General features: G+C 66.9%; 15 protein-coding genes and 1 pseudogene. 6 read left to right on the top strand and 10 right to left on the bottom strand.

Annotated elements, in window-relative coordinates; all coding sequences use genetic code 11:
* Window positions 1–56: 56 nt before the first annotated feature.
* Window positions 57–1,448, bottom strand: a complete 1,392-nt coding sequence (locus tag PL79_RS12835; protein WP_044849288.1) for an APC family permease — start codon at window positions 1,446–1,448, stop codon at window positions 57–59.
* A gap of 243 nt (window positions 1,449–1,691) precedes the next feature.
* Between PL79_RS12835 and PL79_RS12830 the strand changes: the two genes are divergently transcribed.
* Window positions 1,692–2,780, top strand: a complete 1,089-nt coding sequence (locus tag PL79_RS12830) for an AraC family transcriptional regulator (protein WP_044847711.1) — start codon at window positions 1,692–1,694, stop codon at window positions 2,778–2,780.
* Window positions 2,781–3,010: 230 nt separating this feature from the next.
* Here PL79_RS12830 and PL79_RS12825 read toward each other — a convergent pair whose 3' ends face one another.
* The 4 genes from PL79_RS12825 to PL79_RS12810 form a co-directional block, all read right to left on the bottom strand.
* Window positions 3,011–4,261 carry a saccharopine dehydrogenase family protein gene (locus tag PL79_RS12825; RefSeq protein WP_044847676.1) on the bottom strand — a complete coding sequence of 417 codons (1,251 nt, stop codon included), beginning with the start codon at window positions 4,259–4,261 and terminating at the stop codon, window positions 3,011–3,013.
* A gap of 54 nt (window positions 4,262–4,315) precedes the next feature.
* Window positions 4,316–5,215 (bottom strand): acetoacetate decarboxylase family protein, encoded by a 900-nt coding sequence (locus PL79_RS12820; protein WP_044847677.1) that lies wholly within the window; start codon window positions 5,213–5,215, stop codon window positions 4,316–4,318.
* A gap of 113 nt (window positions 5,216–5,328) precedes the next feature.
* Window positions 5,329–7,056 (bottom strand): FAD-binding protein, encoded by a 1,728-nt coding sequence (locus tag PL79_RS12815; protein WP_044847678.1) that lies wholly within the window; start codon window positions 7,054–7,056, stop codon window positions 5,329–5,331.
* A 12-nt stretch (window positions 7,057–7,068) separates the two neighbouring features.
* Complete coding sequence (locus PL79_RS12810; protein WP_044847679.1) at window positions 7,069–8,193, bottom strand: Rieske 2Fe-2S domain-containing protein; 1,125 nt, start codon at window positions 8,191–8,193, stop codon at window positions 7,069–7,071.
* A 229-nt stretch (window positions 8,194–8,422) separates the two neighbouring features.
* Between PL79_RS12810 and PL79_RS12805 the strand changes: the two genes are divergently transcribed.
* The 4 genes from PL79_RS12805 (at window position 8,423) to PL79_RS12790 (ending at window position 11,805) form a co-directional block, all read left to right on the top strand.
* Window positions 8,423–9,061, top strand: coding sequence for a TetR/AcrR family transcriptional regulator (locus tag PL79_RS12805; protein WP_082088699.1), 639 nt, complete (start codon window positions 8,423–8,425; stop codon window positions 9,059–9,061).
* Window positions 9,062–9,147: 86 nt separating this feature from the next.
* Window positions 9,148–9,840: a pentapeptide repeat-containing protein gene (locus PL79_RS12800; protein WP_044847680.1), complete on the top strand. Its 693-nt coding sequence runs from the start codon at window positions 9,148–9,150 to the stop codon at window positions 9,838–9,840.
* A 449-nt stretch (window positions 9,841–10,289) separates the two neighbouring features.
* A complete protein-coding gene (locus PL79_RS12795) occupies window positions 10,290–10,460 on the top strand; it encodes a hypothetical protein (protein WP_193759844.1) in 171 nt (56 codons plus the stop codon).
* 268 nt (window positions 10,461–10,728) lie between these two features.
* Window positions 10,729–11,805: a polyamine ABC transporter substrate-binding protein gene (locus tag PL79_RS12790; protein ID WP_409364348.1), complete on the top strand. Its 1,077-nt coding sequence runs from the start codon at window positions 10,729–10,731 to the stop codon at window positions 11,803–11,805.
* A 197-nt stretch (window positions 11,806–12,002) separates the two neighbouring features.
* Here the strand turns inward: PL79_RS12790 and PL79_RS12785 are convergent, their stop codons facing one another.
* From PL79_RS12785 to PL79_RS12770, 4 genes and pseudogenes are all read right to left on the bottom strand, one after another.
* Window positions 12,003–12,569 (bottom strand): DNA-binding protein, encoded by a 567-nt coding sequence (locus PL79_RS12785; RefSeq protein WP_044847683.1) that lies wholly within the window; start codon window positions 12,567–12,569, stop codon window positions 12,003–12,005.
* 85 nt (window positions 12,570–12,654) lie between these two features.
* Window positions 12,655–13,902, bottom strand: coding sequence for an MFS transporter (locus tag PL79_RS12780; protein WP_044847684.1), 1,248 nt, complete (start codon window positions 13,900–13,902; stop codon window positions 12,655–12,657).
* 258 nt (window positions 13,903–14,160) lie between these two features.
* Entirely contained in the window at window positions 14,161–14,490 is a 330-nt protein-coding gene (locus PL79_RS12775; RefSeq protein ID WP_044847685.1) for an H-NS histone family protein, read from the bottom strand.
* Window positions 14,491–14,856: 366 nt separating this feature from the next.
* A pseudogene (locus PL79_RS12770) lies at window positions 14,857–15,033 on the bottom strand (reverse transcriptase family protein); the annotation flags it as partial.
* 237 nt (window positions 15,034–15,270) lie between these two features.
* Between PL79_RS12770 and PL79_RS12765 the strand changes: the two are divergent.
* Window positions 15,271–15,642 (top strand): DUF3564 family protein, encoded by a 372-nt coding sequence (locus tag PL79_RS12765; RefSeq protein WP_044847687.1) that lies wholly within the window; start codon window positions 15,271–15,273, stop codon window positions 15,640–15,642.
* A 70-nt stretch (window positions 15,643–15,712) separates the two neighbouring features.
* On the opposite strand, the gene PL79_RS12760 is transcribed toward PL79_RS12765, so the two are convergent.
* The gene (locus PL79_RS12760) at window positions 15,713–16,294 is read right to left on the bottom strand and encodes a hemerythrin domain-containing protein (protein WP_044847688.1); all 582 of its coding nucleotides are present in this window, start codon (window positions 16,292–16,294) and stop codon (window positions 15,713–15,715) included.
* Between the last annotated feature and the right edge of the window lie 104 nt (window positions 16,295–16,398).

Here is a 16,398-nt window from a genome sequence, read left to right as displayed (position 1 = left end):
CCTCCTTCAGGGATTCGAGACCGGCGGCCCGCAGCCGGAAGCCGCCGGCCGGTCATTCAGTTCATCGACAGCGTCGGCGCCGGGCGCGTGAAGCCGCGCGTGAGCCACAGCAGCTGGCACAGCCCGATCACGAGCCAGCCGATGCCGACGTAGAAGGTCTGGCGCGACAGGCCCGACCACAGCCAGACGTTCATCGCGAAGCCGAGCGCCGGCACCGCGCCGAACCTGATCCAGCCCGCGAAGCGGCGATGTTCCGGGCGGCCGAGATAGCTGCGCATCACGCACAGGTTCACGACCGCGAACGCGACGAGCGCGCCGAAGCTGATCATCGTCGACGCGAGATCGAGCGAGATGAACAACGCGGACAGCGACACGACGCCGACCGCGAGCGTCGCGCGCACCGGCGTGCGCAACCGTGCATGCAGGTGGCCGAACACGCGCTCGGGCAGCACGCGGTCGCGGCCCATCGCGAACAGCACGCGCGTGACGCTCGCCTGGCCGGCCATCGCGCTCGCGAAACAGCCGGCCACGTAGACCGCGACGAACAGCGCCGACAGCGTGCCGCCGCCGATGCGCCGCATCAGTTCGAGGCTGGCCGAATCGAGATCCTTGAACGCATGCCAGTCCGGGAACACCACCTGTCCCGCATACGCGATCAGCATGAACAGCAGGCCGCTTGCGAGCGTGCAGAGCAGGATCGCGCGCGGCACCGTGCGGCGCGGCTCGCGCGTTTCCTCCGACAGCGTCGACACCGCATCGAAGCCGAGGAACGACAGGCACAGGATCGCGGACCCGGCGAAGATCGCCCGTGCGTCGTCCGACGACGGCAGCGCGAGCGTCGGCGCCAGCCCCTCGCCGCTCGCGACATGCGCGGCCGCCGCGACGAAGACCGCGATGAACACGAGCTGGCTCGCGATCAGGATCAGGTTCACGCGGTTGACGAGCCGGATGCCGACGATGTTCAGCCCGGTGACCAGCGCGATGCTCGCGACGATCCACACGCTGACCGGCACGGCCGGGAACAGCTGTTTCATGTAGATGCCGATCGCGAGGTAGCTGATCATCGGGATGAACAGGTAGTCCATCAGCAGCGCCCAGCCGACCATGAAGCCGGCCGAGGTGCCGAAGTTGCGGCTCGCGAACGTATAGGCGGAACCGGCGCTCGGCATCAGCCGCGCCATGTGGCCGTAGCTGCGCGCGGTCAGCAGCATCGCGACCAACGTGACCGCATACGCGATCGTCAGGTGTCCGTTGGTTTCGCGCGTGACGATCCCGTAGGTCGTGAACACCGTCATCGGCAGCATGTATGCGAGGCCGAAGATCACCAGCGTGAACAGCCCGAGCGAATGCGCGGCGCGTGGCCCTGCGTCGGCGTGCCCGTCCGTGCGTGCCCGCACGTCGTCTGTCGCGGCGCTGGGCGTGTGCTGCTCCGGCCTGGTGTCTTTCATGCTGTCCTCACGTGGCGTGGTCCATGACATCAACACTCGTCTCGTCGGCAATGCGGGCATTGCGCGATCCGGAAACGAGTGTGGTGCGCCAAAAAATCGACGACGAATGAGAAAAGCGGACGTAATCGGGGGATATTTCCGGACGCGTGGCGGGCGGCCGCCCCCCCCCCGGTGATGCGTACCCTCTGGCGTTTCGCCGACATTCCGGCTATGTTCTACGCGAACCCGTTGCCGCCCCTCGCCATGGACAGCAAGTCCCATCGACCCCAAAGCCGCGCCGAACGCAGCCTGCGTTCGGCGCTCGGCCTCGCGCGTCCGGCCGGACGCCAGGAAGACATTCCCGCCACCGTGCACGCGATCGCGGTCGCGCTCGACGAATGCCGCGTCCGGCACATCGACGGCGCCGCGCTGCTCGAGGGCACCGGCCTCGGCGCGGCCGAAGTCGCGTCGCCGAACCTGCACGTGAATCGCGGCCAGGAGCAGCGTTGCTTCCGCAACCTGCTGCGCTGCAGCGGCGTACCGTCGATCGGCCTGTCGATCGGCGCGCGGCTCCATGTGTCGACGCTCGGCCTCGCCGGTTACGCGATGCTGATCAGCGGCTCCGTGATGCAGGCGTTCCGGTGCATGAGCCAGTTTCCGCTGTTCATGGGGCTGTATTTCGACGTGCGCGTGCACGCGCACGCGGACGGGATGAGCGTGACGATCGGCCGCTACAACGGCGAACCCGACCTCGAGGTGTTCCAGACCGACATGTGCCTGTCGAGCCTGCGCCTGATCGTGTCCGATCTGGTCGGCAAGCCGGTATGGCCCGCGCAGCTGCATCTCGCCCGCCGCACGCCGCGCAACGGCGCGGACTACGCACGCCACTTCGACTGCCCGGTCACGTTCAATGCGGGCGAGAACCGGCTCGTGTTCACGAGCGTGAACGGCACGGAAGCCCCGCGGCTCGCGAACGAAGTCAGCTTCAATGCGCTGCACGGGCAATGCGAAGCGCTCGAACGGCAGTGGGCCGCGTCGGTCGGCACGCGTTTCGCCGATCGCGCGAAGGAGTTGATGGCGCGCGACCTCGCGCGCTTCAAGTCGATGACGTCGCTCGCGAACGCGCTGCACCTGACCGAGCGCACCTTGCGACGCCGGCTCGACAAGGACGGCATCACGTTTCAGTCGCTGCTCGACGACGTGCGTCGTCAGGAGGCGGTGCGGCTGCTCGACGAGCCGGCGCTGAGCGTCGCCGCGATCGCGGAGCGGCTCGGCTACAGCGAGCCGCGCAGCTTCCGCCACGCGTACCGGCGCTGGACCGGCAAGACGCCGCGCGCCGGCGCGAACGACTGAAATCGCGCGGCGCGCGAACGTCAGCCACTCCGCGCCGTACCGGCACTTCCCGGCCCCGTCATGGGCGATGTGGGCGCGCAAAGGCAAGGCGAAAAACGCCTGCCCTTGAACTTCACTTAAAGGTTACGGTTTGCCTCGGCAAGCGTATCGAGGCCATGGGTATGTGTCCTGCCATCCGACAAAATGGCGGCGCGTCGATTCCTGTCGACCCGGACGCGTGCGCCACGCGCTCAAAGCACCTCGAAACGCAACCCGGCATGACGCACGAGGCGCTCGACGAAGCGCTCGTCGAACATCGTCGCGGGCGTCCAGAAGCCGCCGCCGCGCCCGGTCTTCTCGCCGTCGCGGCTGCAATCCAGCGCAAGGCTGAGCGCGGCCTGGCCCAGCATCTTCCCGGTCGAGCCGTAGCCCGGATCGCGATCGCCGGTGACTTTCACGCGCAGCGTCCGCCCGTCGTCGGCGCGGCCGAAGAAGCGCAGGTCGAAACGGCCGGCCAGCTGCGCGGCGACGCTCGGCCCCTCGCCGGGCTTCGGCAGCAGGAAGCGCTCCATCAGGCTGCGCACCGGCTTGACGAGAACGCCCGCCATGAATGCGCCGAGGCCGGCCACCATCGTGAGCGCGGCGAAGCGGCCCATGAAACCCGTGCCCGTGATGACCGCCTCGTCATACGCGAACCGGCTGCCGTACGCGTCGTCCGCGAGCGCGTTCGAGCGATGCACGACGCGCTCGTTGATGGCCGCCATCACGAACGGCGCAATCCACGTGCCGCCGTCGCGATCGAATTCCGCCGACCGGACCGCGTGCTGCCGCACCGTAAAGCGATGATCGTTCGGACACAGCGCATACGGATCGAGCAGTTCGCGGCGCAACGCGGGATCGGCCGCGGCTTCGCGCACGACGTTGATCACGCTCGCGACCGTTCCGCCCGACGCGCCGCCCTTCAGCGTCTTCACGCGCATCTTCACCTGCGTAGCCGGCCGGCCCCACTGCCGCCGCGCGTGCTGCTGCAGGAACAGGACGCCGATGTCCGACGGCACCGAATCGAAACCGCAGCAATGCACGATGCGCGCGCCCGATTGCCTGGCCGCCGGTTCGTACCGTTCGATCATCCGCTTGATCCACTGCGTCTCGCCGGTGAGATCGCAGTAGTCCGTGCCGGTCTGCGCGCAGATCCGCACCAGCGGCTCGCCATACAGTGCGTACGGGCCGACGGTCGACACGACGACGCGCGTGCGCTCGCACAACGCACGCAACCGCGCTTCGTCGGCCGCATCGGCCACGATGATCGGCAGCGCCTGCCATGCGGCGCCCAGCGTGCCCCTGACCTGCCGGAGCTTCGCCTCGGAGCGGCCGGCGATCGCCCAGCGCAGCGTTTCTCCGCTGCCCAACAGGTATTCGGACAGGTAGCGCGTCAGGATCTGCCCGACGAAGCTGGTGGCACCGAATACGACGAGATCCAGATCACGGGTCGGCTGGGTCATTGATGTTTCCTCTGAAACGGGTTGGTTACGAGCAGCCGGATTCATCGAACGGATTCATCGAACGCTCCCCAATGGCGTCGGCAGATTCAGCACCAGCTGGGCATCCTTGACCACGTCGAACCGCACGATGGTGGATACACCGAGCCCGTCGAGCAGCTGACTCAGCGGCCCACCGTGCCGCACCAGCTCGATGCCGCGCGGCAACACGCGCTGTGCGAACGATAGCGTATTGGTCTGCAACGAACTCTGGTGCCACACGCCGTCGACGAGATTGACCATGGTATTCGTGCCCATCCGCGACTGCGACGGCACGTCGATCAGCGCGGGCGACGGTGCGTTCAGCGTCAGGTCCGGCCGGCCGTCCATCCCGGCGATCCGCGCGCTCACGCGTGCGCCGATGTTCATGTCGATATCGGCGAGCCATTTGGGCAGCTGATAGCCGTGCACGCCGCGCACCCGCGCGATTTCCGTGGTGACGGGCAGCGCCAGCACATGCGCGAAGAAGCTCCGGCGCCGCATCGCGTCGAGCAGCTCGAGTGCATGCGAGCCGCGCGCACCCGGCCGGCGAATCACGACCGCGACGGACACCTCGTCATACGGATCGTTGTCGCAGACCGAATACGAAAAGAACGTCAGCGCGACCAGCCCGTAACCGGGAAATGCGCGCAGCGGTTCGAGCGGCACCGGCAGCGTGGTACGCAGGCGCTCGAGCGGCGCGAGAAACAGCAGCTGGATGCTGCTGGAGCGATAGTAGAAATTTGGCGCCCAGGTCGGACCGACGCGCGACGCGACCTGACGCTTCGGAATCCGACGGAAAAAATCGATGTTCCCCGCGGCGGGATCCCGCGCGACCGCGTCGAGATCCGGATTCATCCGGAACCGGTCGTAGTACCCGCCTTCGGGCACATCGACCTTGTGTGGCCCGAATTCGACCTGTGTAAAGCGCCTGTCCATCTGCGTTGCCTCTCGTCGAAGATTGATCGTCGCAGGCAACGTGCGGGCCTGCCGATTCACTACCGTCAGCAGGCACTCTAAGATTCAACCCGACTTCAAGGTCAAGGCCTCGACTAGAGGAAGCGGTCGGAACGCGCGGCCGCGATGTGATCGGCCGCGACATAGCCGAACGTCATCGCCGGCCCGATCGTCGAGCCGGGGCCCGGGTAGGTCTTGCCCATCACGGCCGCCGACGTGTTGCCGAGCGCATAGAGGCCGTCGATCACCGAACCGTCGGAACGCAACACGCGCGCATGCGCATCGGTACGCAAGCCGCCCTTCGTGCCGATCTCGCCCGGGTCGACCCGCAGCGCATAGAACGGCGCACGCTCGATCGGCCCGAGGCATGGATTCGGCTTCGACGACGCATCGCCGTAGTAGCGATCGAACAGGTTGCCGCCCTTGCCGAATTCGGTATCGATGCCGGTGAGCGCGTAACCGTTCATCCGCTCGACCGTCTGCGCGAGCCCCTGCGCATCCACGCCGATCTTCACGGCCAGCTCGGCCAGCGTGCCCGCGCGATAGATGACCGAGTCGAGCCAGCCGGGCGGGATCCTGCTGTCCGGCTGCACGCTGCCGGGCAGCAGCACGCCGCATGGATAACGCTTGCGATATTCGGCATCGAAGATCAGCCACGCGGGCACGTTGGCCTGCGTGTTCGCATGGTCCGCATACATCGCGTGGATCACGTCCGGATACGGCGCCGATTCGTTGACGAAGCGCCGCCCGAGCCGGTTGACCATCACGCAGCGCGGCGCCGAGCGCTCGACGAACAGCCCGCGCTGCTTCTCCTCGCCCGGCACGCGCACCGTCGGCACGCCCCAGACGAAGTCCATCAGCGCGACGTCGGCCCCGAGCGCGAGCCCCGCGCGGATGCCGTCGCCGGTGTTGATCGGCGGCGCCGCGCTCCACTCGGCGCGCGTCGGCTTCGGCAGGTATTGGTCGCGCATCGCCTGGTTCGCCTCGAATCCGCCGCACGCGAGCACGACGCCATGCGTCGCACGGATGCCGAACGGCCGGCCGTCGCGCTCGACGACCACACCGTTCACGCGTGCGCCGTCGGTGTGCAGCGAGCGCATCGGCGTTGCGAGCCACAGCGCGATGCCACGCTGCTCGAGCGCCGCGCGCAGGCTCGCGACGAGCGCATTGCCGAGCGTCAGGCGCCGGTCGCACGGCGTGCGGCGCCGCCATTTGAAATCGGTGGCATAGCGCAGCATCAGGCGCACGGCGAGCCGCAGCCAGCCGCGCTCCTTCGCGAGGATCGTGTGCGCCTCGATCTGCGTCATCGCGATGCGCCCGCCGATCAGCGTCGCCGGTGAAGGCGCGCGCAACGTGTCGAAATGCGCGCCGAGACGCGCGGCATCGAACGCCGCCGGCTCCATCGTCCGGTAGCCGGGCTTGCCGCCCTTGCGGTCCGGGTAGTAGTCGGGATAACGCGGCACCGCATTGAACCGCGTGTGTGCGTGCTTCGCGAGATACGCGACCATCTTCGGGCCGTTGTCGAGATACGCATCGATGCGCTGCGCGTCGAAATCCTCGCCGACCACGTCGCGCAAATACATGATTGCTTCGTCATACGAATCGCTGTCGCCGAGCGCGGCGATCTGGTCGTTGCACGGAATCCAGATGCCGCCGCCGGACACCGCCGTGGTTCCGCCATAGACGGTGCTCTTCTCGACCACCAGTACCGACAGCCCCTGGTCGTGCGCGCGCAGCGCCGCCGTCATCGCGCCCGCGCCGGAACCGACCACCACCACGTCGTACGTGGCGTCGCCGAACGAATCGTGTCGATCGTCGTACATGATCGCCTCCGCTCAGATCGTGGCAAGGCAGCTTGCCGCATCGGCCGGCACGTCGGCGAGCTGGCGCCAGGCGCCGTGCTCGCCGCGGTATTCGTGCACCTCGACGCTCGCGTGCCGCGCGGGCAGCTCGCCCACGTCCGTGTAGAACTGCTGGTACCACTGGCGCAGCCGATAGATCGGGCCGTCGCCTTCGCACAGCAGCGGATTGTCGACGCGCGTCTTGTGGTCCCAGATCGCGACGTCCTCGCGGAATGCCGACTGCGCGGCCAGCACGTAGCCGTCGACCATCGCGCGATTCTGTTCTTCCGTCAGCGCCGGATTCTTCTCGACCATCACGCCGAAGCGCAGCTCGAAGCTGTTCGTATCGATCGGCACGTGGCTGTTGAGCAGGATCGACCTGAGCGGCTGCCCCTGCGCTTCACCCGTCATCAGCGTGACGTGGTATGCCGGGCCGAAGTAGGCCGAGTCGGCCGTCAACCCGCCACTGCCGGCCAGCCGCGTGCTGCCGCCGCGCAGCTTCTGGTAGGCCACCGGGCCCGCGAACGTGTTGCAGAAGTAGTCGATCGGCGCGCCATGCACGGGGCCGAAGTGCGCCATGTCGGACTGGTTGTCGATCAGCTCGCGGCAGTTCGTGTCGATCACCCACTTGACGATCGCCCAGTCGCTCCACGCATCGGAGAAGCACGCGTCGATGCGCGGAATCTCGACCGCCGGATCGGGCTCATTGCCCTCCGGATCGTTCCACACGAACAGCAGGCGGTTCTGCTCCATCACCGGCCACGACTTGATGCGCGCCTTCGGCGGGATGCGCTGCGAATACGGAATCGCAGTGCAGGTGCCGTCGCCGGCCCACGACCAGCCGTGAAACGGACACACGAGCGCGTTGCCGTCGACGTGGCCGCGCCCGAGGTCGGCGCCCATGTGCGGGCAGTAGCCGTCGAGGATTCGCAACTGCCCGTCCTCGCCCTGGAACACCGCCACGCGCGTGCCGAAGATCGACAGGCCGTGCGCACGGCCGTCGCGGTAGTCGTCGGCGAGCCCGAGGCAATGCCAGCCGCGCGCGTAGCGCGCGTCGATGGGTGCGGCATGAATCCGGTGAACGGGATGCCGGGTGGCCGGCGCGGATGATTCGGTCATGGATCGTCTCCTTCCAGTCGAAAGGCGCAGCCCTGCACCTGCGTGGCGGACCTTGCCGGGAATGCGCCGGGCGGGTCGATGCACCCGGCGCTATGGCACAAACAACTTATTTTGTGACGCATAATGGCACAAATTCCATTTTTGTGACAACGTGTGCGAAAATTCCGAACCGACGTATTCGGTCGGCTCATCGGCACACGCCGCGCGACGCACGGCAACGAGGAAAGGTATGGATCGGCAACTGCGCTGGGGCGACGCCAGCAGGATGGACAGCGTCAACGACGGGCGAAGCGCGATCCTGCGCGCCACGCTCGACGCGATGATCGAGCACGGGATCGACCGTTTGTCGATCGACGACGTCGCACGCCGCGCGAACATTTCGCGGCGCACGCTGTACCGCTACTTCGGCACGAAAAAGGAGCTGATCCAGGGCGTGATCGGCATCCAGAACGCCGAGTTCTTCGACGAGATGCAGCGCGCGCTCACCGCCTTCGAGCACGACTTCGAGGCCTACTGCGAAGTGAGCGTGTGCTTCGCGGTGCGCTATCGCGATCGTCATCACGGCGGCTTTCACCACAACTATCTGGCCACGAGCCTGTCCACCGACGTGTTCGGCTACATCGTCGAGAACATCGCGCCGATGTGGCAGCGCGTGCTCGAAAAGCCGTACCGCGAATATGTCGCCATGCACGGCGCGCGGGTGCCCGCGCTCGACGACATCATCGCGCTGATCAGCCGTATCGGGCTCGCGTACTGCCTGGTTCCGGCTGACGAGCAGGCGATGCGCGCGCAGATGCGCATCCTGTGGACGTTCCAGCGCGAGCCGGCCGGCAAGCCGGTCGCGGCCCGCATGAAGGCCGCGCGCTGAGCGGCGGCGCCCGCGCGATGTCGCGCAGCCCGGCCGATACCATCCGATACCGGCCTCGAACATTTCAACTCACACCGGACTACCCCATGACGACCTGCGGAGTTTCCGTCTCCGGCCGAACGCTCGATCGCGCCGACCTGCTGCTTCTCGTCGAAGGCTCGCCTGCGCCGCTTCGTCTCGAAGACTGCGATCTCGAAGGTGCGGACCTGTCGCGGCTCGATTTGCGCGGCGTGCGATTCGAGCGCTGTGCGCTCGCGGAAGCGTCGTTCGTCGGCGCGACGCTCGCGCAGACCGCGTGGATTCGCTGCCGCGCGCGCCAGACGAGCTTCGCGTCGGCCGACCTCGAGGACGCGCAGTTTCAGTCCTGCGATCTCAACAACACGAGCTGGCGCCGCAGCAAGCTCGGCTCGGCGCGCTTCGACGAATGCAGGCTGACCGGCGCCGATTTCGAGGAATGCAAGTCCCTCGGCATCGAATTCGCGAACACGTTGCTGGTCGGCGCGAGCCTGCGCCGCTTCTCGTTCCGGAAAACGCGGCTCGTGGCGCTCGACTTCTCGGATGCCGATCTCGCCGGCACGGACTTTCGCGACGCCGTGTTCGAAGGCGGCAGCCTGCGCAACGCGCATCTGAACGGCGCCCGGTTCGACGGGGCCGACCTGCGCGACGTGGAGCTCGGCGGCACGCCGAAGCTGCTCGCGTCGGGCGTGCTGCGCGGCGCGACCATCTCGTATGACCAGGCCGCGATGCTGATCGAGAATCTGGGGATCCGGGTCGCCTGACGACCGCACGCGCGTTGCTTCTCCCCGCGGCCGACATTCGTGACGCCGGCCGCGAACCGCAAATGTCGCATGTGCTGCCGGCAATCTGTCGAATATTCTCATCACTTCAGCCGCATCCCGACCGGCACACGTCACGCACGCCTTGGCACTCACGCTCGACGGCCCCGATCCATCGACGTGCGAATCACTAGGGAAAATCCGGAGACATCCTTACAGCGATTTACCTGATGATTCACAGGAACGCGATGTTTCGGCGATTTCGCTTTGCATCATGCTTTCGTTTTGCTTGACGGTCCCGATGCCCCCGCGCGGCAAATGCGACGATCGACACGTGAAACGGCCAGCGTCCGCGAGTCGCCAGGTGTTCAATACTTTCAACAACCCGGTCGAGAGCAATCGTGAGAATCCGTGGCCCGCTGGTGCGGTGGAGACGAGGCGATGCGCGCAACGTGCGTGCATCGATCTCGTCCACCGACGACAGTGACCGCCGGCAAAGTCCTCGCCTGCATCTGTCGATCTACACCATCCTGTCCCGCCGTTCCGTCCGCCGTCACAACGCCGTCGCCGCGCGCGCATACGTCGCGATCCACACCGACGACGTGGCGTCGCTGCTGCCTTAGCGCCCCCCCTCCGTTCCGTTCGACCTGCGCATCGTGTCGCGTGACTCACGACAGGATCGGCTCGCGTTGCGTGTCGGCACGATTCGCTGCGCAGACCGAACGGACTCCTGATCATCATGCGCCGCCGGCGTTCGTTTCGCGCGCCGGCCGGTTGCACACGTCCATCCCTTGAACCGTGGCGCGGCGAGCAGCCAACCGCCGAGCCCCCCGATACGAACGACAAGCCATGCAACTCCGCACCCTTCGCCGCACCATCGCAACCGCCGCCATGATGTCCGTCGCGGGCATCGCCGCCGTCGTCACCCCACACGCCCAGGCCGCCGGCGAGCTGAACATCTACAACTGGTCCGACTACATCGCGCCGGACACGATCCCGAATTTCCAGAAGCAGACCGGCCTGCACGTGCGCTACGACAACTACGACAGCGACGACACGCTGCAGGCGAAACTACTGTCGGGCAACTCCGGCTACGACATCGTCGTGCCGACGTCGAACTACATGGCCAAGCAGATCCAGGCAAACGTCTACCAGCCGCTGGACAAGACGAAGCTGCCGAACCTGTCGAACCTCGATCCGCTGCTGATGAAGATGGTCGCCGACGCCGATCCGGGCAACCAGTACGGCGTGCCGTGGGCGTATGGCACCGACGGCATCGGCTACAACGTGCAGGCGGTGAAGAAGGCGCTCGGCGACAAGGCGCCGGTCGACAGCTGGGCGCTGGTGTTCGACCCGGCCAACATGGCGAAGCTGAAGAGCTGCGGCGTATCGTTCCTCGACCAGGCCGTCGACGTGTTCGCCGCGACGCTGCAGTACATGGGCAAGGATCCGAACAGCACGAATCCGGCCGATTACCGCGCCGCATACGAGGTGCTCAAGAAGGTGCGCCCGTACATCACGCAGTTCAACTCGTCGGGTTACATCAACGATCTCGCGAACAACGACCTGTGCGTGTCGTTCGGCTATTCCGGCGACGTCGGCATCGCGCATCGCCGTGCGGCGGAAGCGAAGCGTCCGTACGAGGTCCGCTTCGCGAATCCGCGGGAAGGCGGGCTGCTTTGGTTCGACATGATGGTGATTCCGAAGGATGCGCCGAACCGCGATGCCGCGCTGAAATGGATCAACTACCTGCAGGACCCGAAGGTCAACGCGGGGATCACCAACGCGGTGTTCTACCCGACCGCGAACAAGGCCGCGCGCCAGTTCGTGAAGCCCGCGATCGCGCGCGATCCGTCGGTCTATCCGGCCGACGAGGTGCTGAGCAAGATGACGCTGCTCAAGCCGATGCCGCCCGAGATTCGCCGGCTCCAGAACCGGTTGTGGGCGCAACTGAAGACGGGGCGCTGACCAGCGCGGGACGGCCAGTCGAGCCGCACCGACAGATCGCCGGCACGCACCGACGCGCTCCCGCGCCGATCACCCACTTTTCGGGAAACGGCCGCGGACGCGCGACGCGCCGATCCGAACGCGCCGCGCTCGACCGGCTGCACGACCAGCCGCCGTCGGCACCCGCACCCGGCGACTGACGCCCGGCCGCGGCCGCACTATCGCTGCGCCGGCTCCGCATGCGGCAACGCCGCCGCGAACGCTGCGTCGATGAAGCGGATCACGTCGTCGAGCGACGACGTGCACGTCGCGCCCGCGGCGAGCTCACGAAACGCGCCGTCGGGCCCGAGGCAGATGAGCGGCTTGCGCCAGCGCTGCGCCAGCGCGATCTCCTCGGCGGTCCCGTGCCCGCCGGGCAGCGCGACGATCAGGTCGCTGCTCAGCACGTTCACGTAGTTCCGGTTGATGGTGTGCGGATCGGCGCCCGGTTCGCGGCGCGGCAGCGGCGTGAGGATCGGGATCTCGACGAACGGATGCGGGTAGCCGTCGAGCGGCACGAAGCCCGCGTGCGGATCGGCCTGCGTCGGCAGGATGCCGATCGATCGGCCGGCCCGCCCCGGCACGCCGGCGAACGCGCGCGCGACCGCCAGCATCACGCCTTGGCCGCCGCCCGTCAGCAGGTTGAAGCCGGCCTGCGCGAGCCATGCGCCGAGCGGCTCGGAGAATGCGAGCCACGGCTCCTTGCCCGAGCCCATCACGCCGATCGTTCGGTGGTTGCGTTGCATCGTGTATTCCGGTGATGTGATGAATCGTTGAATTGAACCGCGGCGCGCCACCTGGCTGCGAAACCCGACCGCGCGCCGCGCATCGTCATTCGAGTTCGACGCCCTTGAGCTCGGGGATCAGGAACAGCGTCGCGACCATGTCGAGCACGTAGAGGCCGGCGAGCAGCGCGATCGCCGTCTGGAACGAGTAGCGCGCGGCCAGCGCGCCGACCGCCACCGGCCCGAAGCCGCCGACCGCACGGCCGATATTCCACAGCACGTTTTGCGCGGTCGCGCGCGCGGCGGTCGGATAGCCTTCGGACATCAGCGTGCCGTAGCCGCCGACCATCCCGTTGACGAACATCCCCATCAGCGCGCCGGCCCACAGCATCGCCGTCGGGTCCGACAGGCGCGCGTAGGCGATGACCGTCACGACCGAACCGAGCTGGTACAGCAGGAACGTCGGCTTGCGGCCGATGCGATCGGCGAGTTGCCCGAAGGTCCAGACGCCGATCATCATCCCGACGACGGTCACCGCGGTCCACAGCCCCGACTTCGTCAGCGAGAAGCCCATCTGTTTCGACAGGAAGGTCGGCAGCCAGATCATGATCCCGTAGTAGCCGAAGTTCTGGACCGAGCACAGGATCACGATGCCGAGGCTCGTGCGCGCGGTGCGCGCGTCGGCGACGAGCATCCGGAACGCGTTGGCGCGCGGCCGCGTCGCGCGCCGCACGAAGACTTCCGGCTCGTGCAGCCGGTTGCGGAGCACCCACGCGAGCAGCGCGGGCAACACGCCGACCACGAACATCCCGCGCCAGCCGATATGGAGCAGCAGCAGCGGCGTCAGCAGCGCGGCCAGCAGCACGCCGGCCTGCCAACCGAGCGCGACGTAGCACGACACGCGCGCCCGCTTGCTCGCCGGCCACGCTTCGGCCGCGAGCGCCATGCCGATGCCGAATTCGCCGCCGAGGCCGATGCCCGCGATGGTGCGATACACGAGCAGGTCCCGGAAGCCCTGCGCGAACGCGCACAGGCCGGTGAAGACCGCGAACAGCATGATCGTCCAGGTCAGCACGCGCACGCGGCCGTAGCGGTCGCTCAGGGTACCGAACAAAATGCCGCCCGCGACGGCGCCGATCAGCGTCCACGTGACGAGCGCGCCGCCCTGCCCGGGCGTCAGCTGCAACGCCGCGGTGATCGCCGGCAGCATGAAGCCGAGGATCAGCAGGTCGAAGCCGTCCATCGCGTAGCCGATCGCCGAGCCGGCCAGCGCCTTCCACGCGTACGCCCCGACCTGCCCGCCGCGCGGCGCCGCCGGATCGTCGAGCGCCGAAGATTTCATGTTTGCTGCCATGGTGTCCCGCCGGAAATGTCCGGGCGACATTCTAAAGCCTGTTCCCGCGCATGACGGGCCCGTGCACGGTCGCACGCAGAAAGCGCCGCGCTGCCCGCTTCCGGGAACGGAAGCGGGCAGCGGCGGTAATAAATTTGAAAGATGTTGAAGCCGGCGATCCCGCAGTCAGGCCGGGACACCGAAAGAACGGGATGAAGCGGGAGTGGTGAGGCCGGCGCGGGTCGAACGGCACCGGCGCGGTGCCGGCGCGGTGCTGACTCAGCCCTGATCGTCCCCGGGCCACCAGGTTTTGGCCTCGCGGTCGACGAGCAGCGTATCGAGATCCCGGCCTTCGAGCCATTTGGGTCGCGGGCCGCGGCCCGACCACGAGCGGCCGGTCGTCGGATCGTAATACTTGGCAGGCGCCTTGCGTTTCCGCTGGACGATGTAGCCGAGGGCGCTCAGCACTTCCTGCTGCGAGATGCCCAACAGCTGGACCTGCTCCCTGAATGCCGCGAGTGCGGCTTGCTTCTCCTTCTGCTTGGCTTCCGACAGCTTGATGTTCAGGTCCCGAAGTTGTGCTTCGAGTTCCTGCAGAGCCTGGGTCATGTATTCATCCTCTTTGGGCATGTTTTTATTCAAAAAACCTCCGATGGCAGAACCTATCACGAAGTTCCGCCAATCTGTGTTGCGATGTGTGAATCGTTTGCCGGCGTCTGTCAGGGTTTCGAAGTGTGCCGAACGCAACACCATCGTCGAAAACCGCATGACATCGGCACGCAACACCTGGCGCGCCGCGTTCGAACGCGCGGCGAGCCTTCGGCGGCGACCTCCTCGCCGCCTGGCGCCGCACCCTGGCACAGGCGCGGCATGGCGCGAATGATAGCAGTGCGCATCCGTCATGTTCGAGGACTTTTGCGGTCCGGCGCACACTCGCCGGCCTTGGCCCGCGAGCCTCGACGCCGGCACGGCGTTTCACGTGCCGAAGCGGCACCCGTCCCGCGCGATCCGCGCATGCAGCTTCGCACCGCGCGCGGCGTTCGGCGCGCTCGCGTGGGCGACGCGTCCGGCCAGATGTCCGCGGAAATCCGGATGCGCGGCGCGGTTCCGCGACGCCGGCCCGTGGCGGATGCAGTTGGTCAGGATCAGGCGGCAGCCGCCGCGACGCTTGTCGTAGCCCGCGTACGCGCAGTGATGCAGCGGCGAGTCGCTGCCGCTCGCACTCCTTCGCATGCGCGCCACGACGGAAGTCGTCGAGCCGGCGATCGTCGATGGCCGTCATGCCGCTTGACCGGTTGACGTGCGTCAAGGCCGGGCGCACGGCCAAACCTAGACTGGACCCATGCCCTCTCACCGGATGTCGGCAGTCACTCATCACAGGAATCCACCATGCGCATTACCGTTCATCTCGACACGTTCGCGCATGCCGGCCCGTCGGCGTATGCGATCGTCTGGCTTGATTTCGACGAGCAAAAGTGGTCGTGTGAAGGCCACTACGCGATGGCAATGCCCTCATGGGGGACGCTTGCCCGGACCGGCGACGGCATCCGGCTTGCCGTGCCCGATGCCAGCCGTCCGCTCATCGTCCTTGACGGCTTCGCGTCCGGCAATGCCAAAGCACCGAGTGTCGGCGCATCCGGCATGGCACGCTGGTACCCGCATGCCCATCACGCGCCGGATGCCGGTCGCTGGCGCGTGCAATGTCTCGATACCGAGCAGGCCGAACCCGAGCACCGGCTGTTTGCAGACGACGCACGCTGAGCGCGTCGCACACACGGAGCCGGCATCCTGGCTCGGTCGAGAGCCTCGGCCGAGACTGACGCGCGAACCGCTAATCTTCCGTTTCCGGAATCGCGTTGACGATCATCGAGAACAGCTTGCCGAGATCGGCTTCGAGCTTGACCCCGTCGAATGGATCGCGATTGGCTCCGAAGGCGAGATCAAGTTCCGCCCAGTCCTCGTTTGACAGCAAACGTCTCGCGGCCGGCAAAATCAGCGTCTCCTCGGTAAACCGGTGATCCGAATAGAACTCGGCATATTCATCCACCAGCGCCACCAGTGCCGCTAATGCGGGCGCCCCCTTCAACTCGTACCGGGTCAGCGCGTGTTCGAGATTGGTCAACATCCCGTCACCTCGCGCGTGCTGAGTCTCCAGTTCGTCGATCACGCCGTCGAATTCGGAAGCCACATCCCGCAATGGTGCAAACAGGTAGCGCTCCTCTTTCGGATGATGTATCTGCTCGGGGTACTCTCGAATGTAATAGAGCATCGCCCGGAACACCATGAGACCCGGAACGGGCTTGCCACCCGCAAGCAGATGGACATAGCGCCGCATGCCCTCGACGACGGCAGACAGCCGCTCGTGCTCACGGAGGATGACGGTGATCGCGGCCCGTGGCCCCAACGACGACATACCAGACCTCACGGAAACAGGCGGAATGCACTGGCGATCGTTCGATCGACTCGCTTGCTCGGCGAGCCCGTCAGCCAGTGCCCACAATTTCCATCTTGGTCGGC

This window comes from Burkholderia sp. USMB20 (assembly GCF_000949135.2).
GTDB lineage: Bacteria > Pseudomonadota > Gammaproteobacteria > Burkholderiales > Burkholderiaceae > Burkholderia.
This window is presented reverse-complemented; position numbering and strand designations above follow the sequence as displayed.

Coding starts and splice junctions, on each gene's coding strand:
- PL79_RS12765 (WP_044847687.1), top strand. CDS start 15,271: ATGCGCATTACCGTTCATCTCGACACGTTCGCGCATGCCGGCCCGTCG.
- PL79_RS12810 (WP_044847679.1), bottom strand. CDS start 8,193: ATGACCGAATCATCCGCGCCGGCCACCCGGCATCCCGTTCACCGGATT.
- PL79_RS12805 (WP_082088699.1), top strand. CDS start 8,423: ATGGATCGGCAACTGCGCTGGGGCGACGCCAGCAGGATGGACAGCGTC.
- PL79_RS12830 (WP_044847711.1), top strand. CDS start 1,692: ATGGACAGCAAGTCCCATCGACCCCAAAGCCGCGCCGAACGCAGCCTG.
- PL79_RS12780 (WP_044847684.1), bottom strand. CDS start 13,902: ATGGCAGCAAACATGAAATCTTCGGCGCTCGACGATCCGGCGGCGCCG.
- PL79_RS12820 (WP_044847677.1), bottom strand. CDS start 5,215: ATGGACAGGCGCTTTACACAGGTCGAATTCGGGCCACACAAGGTCGAT.
- PL79_RS12835 (WP_044849288.1), bottom strand. CDS start 1,448: ATGAAAGACACCAGGCCGGAGCAGCACACGCCCAGCGCCGCGACAGAC.
- PL79_RS12760 (WP_044847688.1), bottom strand. CDS start 16,294: ATGTCGTCGTTGGGGCCACGGGCCGCGATCACCGTCATCCTCCGTGAG.
- PL79_RS12775 (WP_044847685.1), bottom strand. CDS start 14,490: ATGACCCAGGCTCTGCAGGAACTCGAAGCACAACTTCGGGACCTGAAC.
- PL79_RS12815 (WP_044847678.1), bottom strand. CDS start 7,056: ATGTACGACGATCGACACGATTCGTTCGGCGACGCCACGTACGACGTG.
- PL79_RS12790 (WP_409364348.1), top strand. CDS start 10,729: ATGATGTCCGTCGCGGGCATCGCCGCCGTCGTCACCCCACACGCCCAG.
- PL79_RS12785 (WP_044847683.1), bottom strand. CDS start 12,569: ATGCAACGCAACCACCGAACGATCGGCGTGATGGGCTCGGGCAAGGAG.
- PL79_RS12825 (WP_044847676.1), bottom strand. CDS start 4,261: ATGACCCAGCCGACCCGTGATCTGGATCTCGTCGTATTCGGTGCCACC.
- PL79_RS12800 (WP_044847680.1), top strand. CDS start 9,148: ATGACGACCTGCGGAGTTTCCGTCTCCGGCCGAACGCTCGATCGCGCC.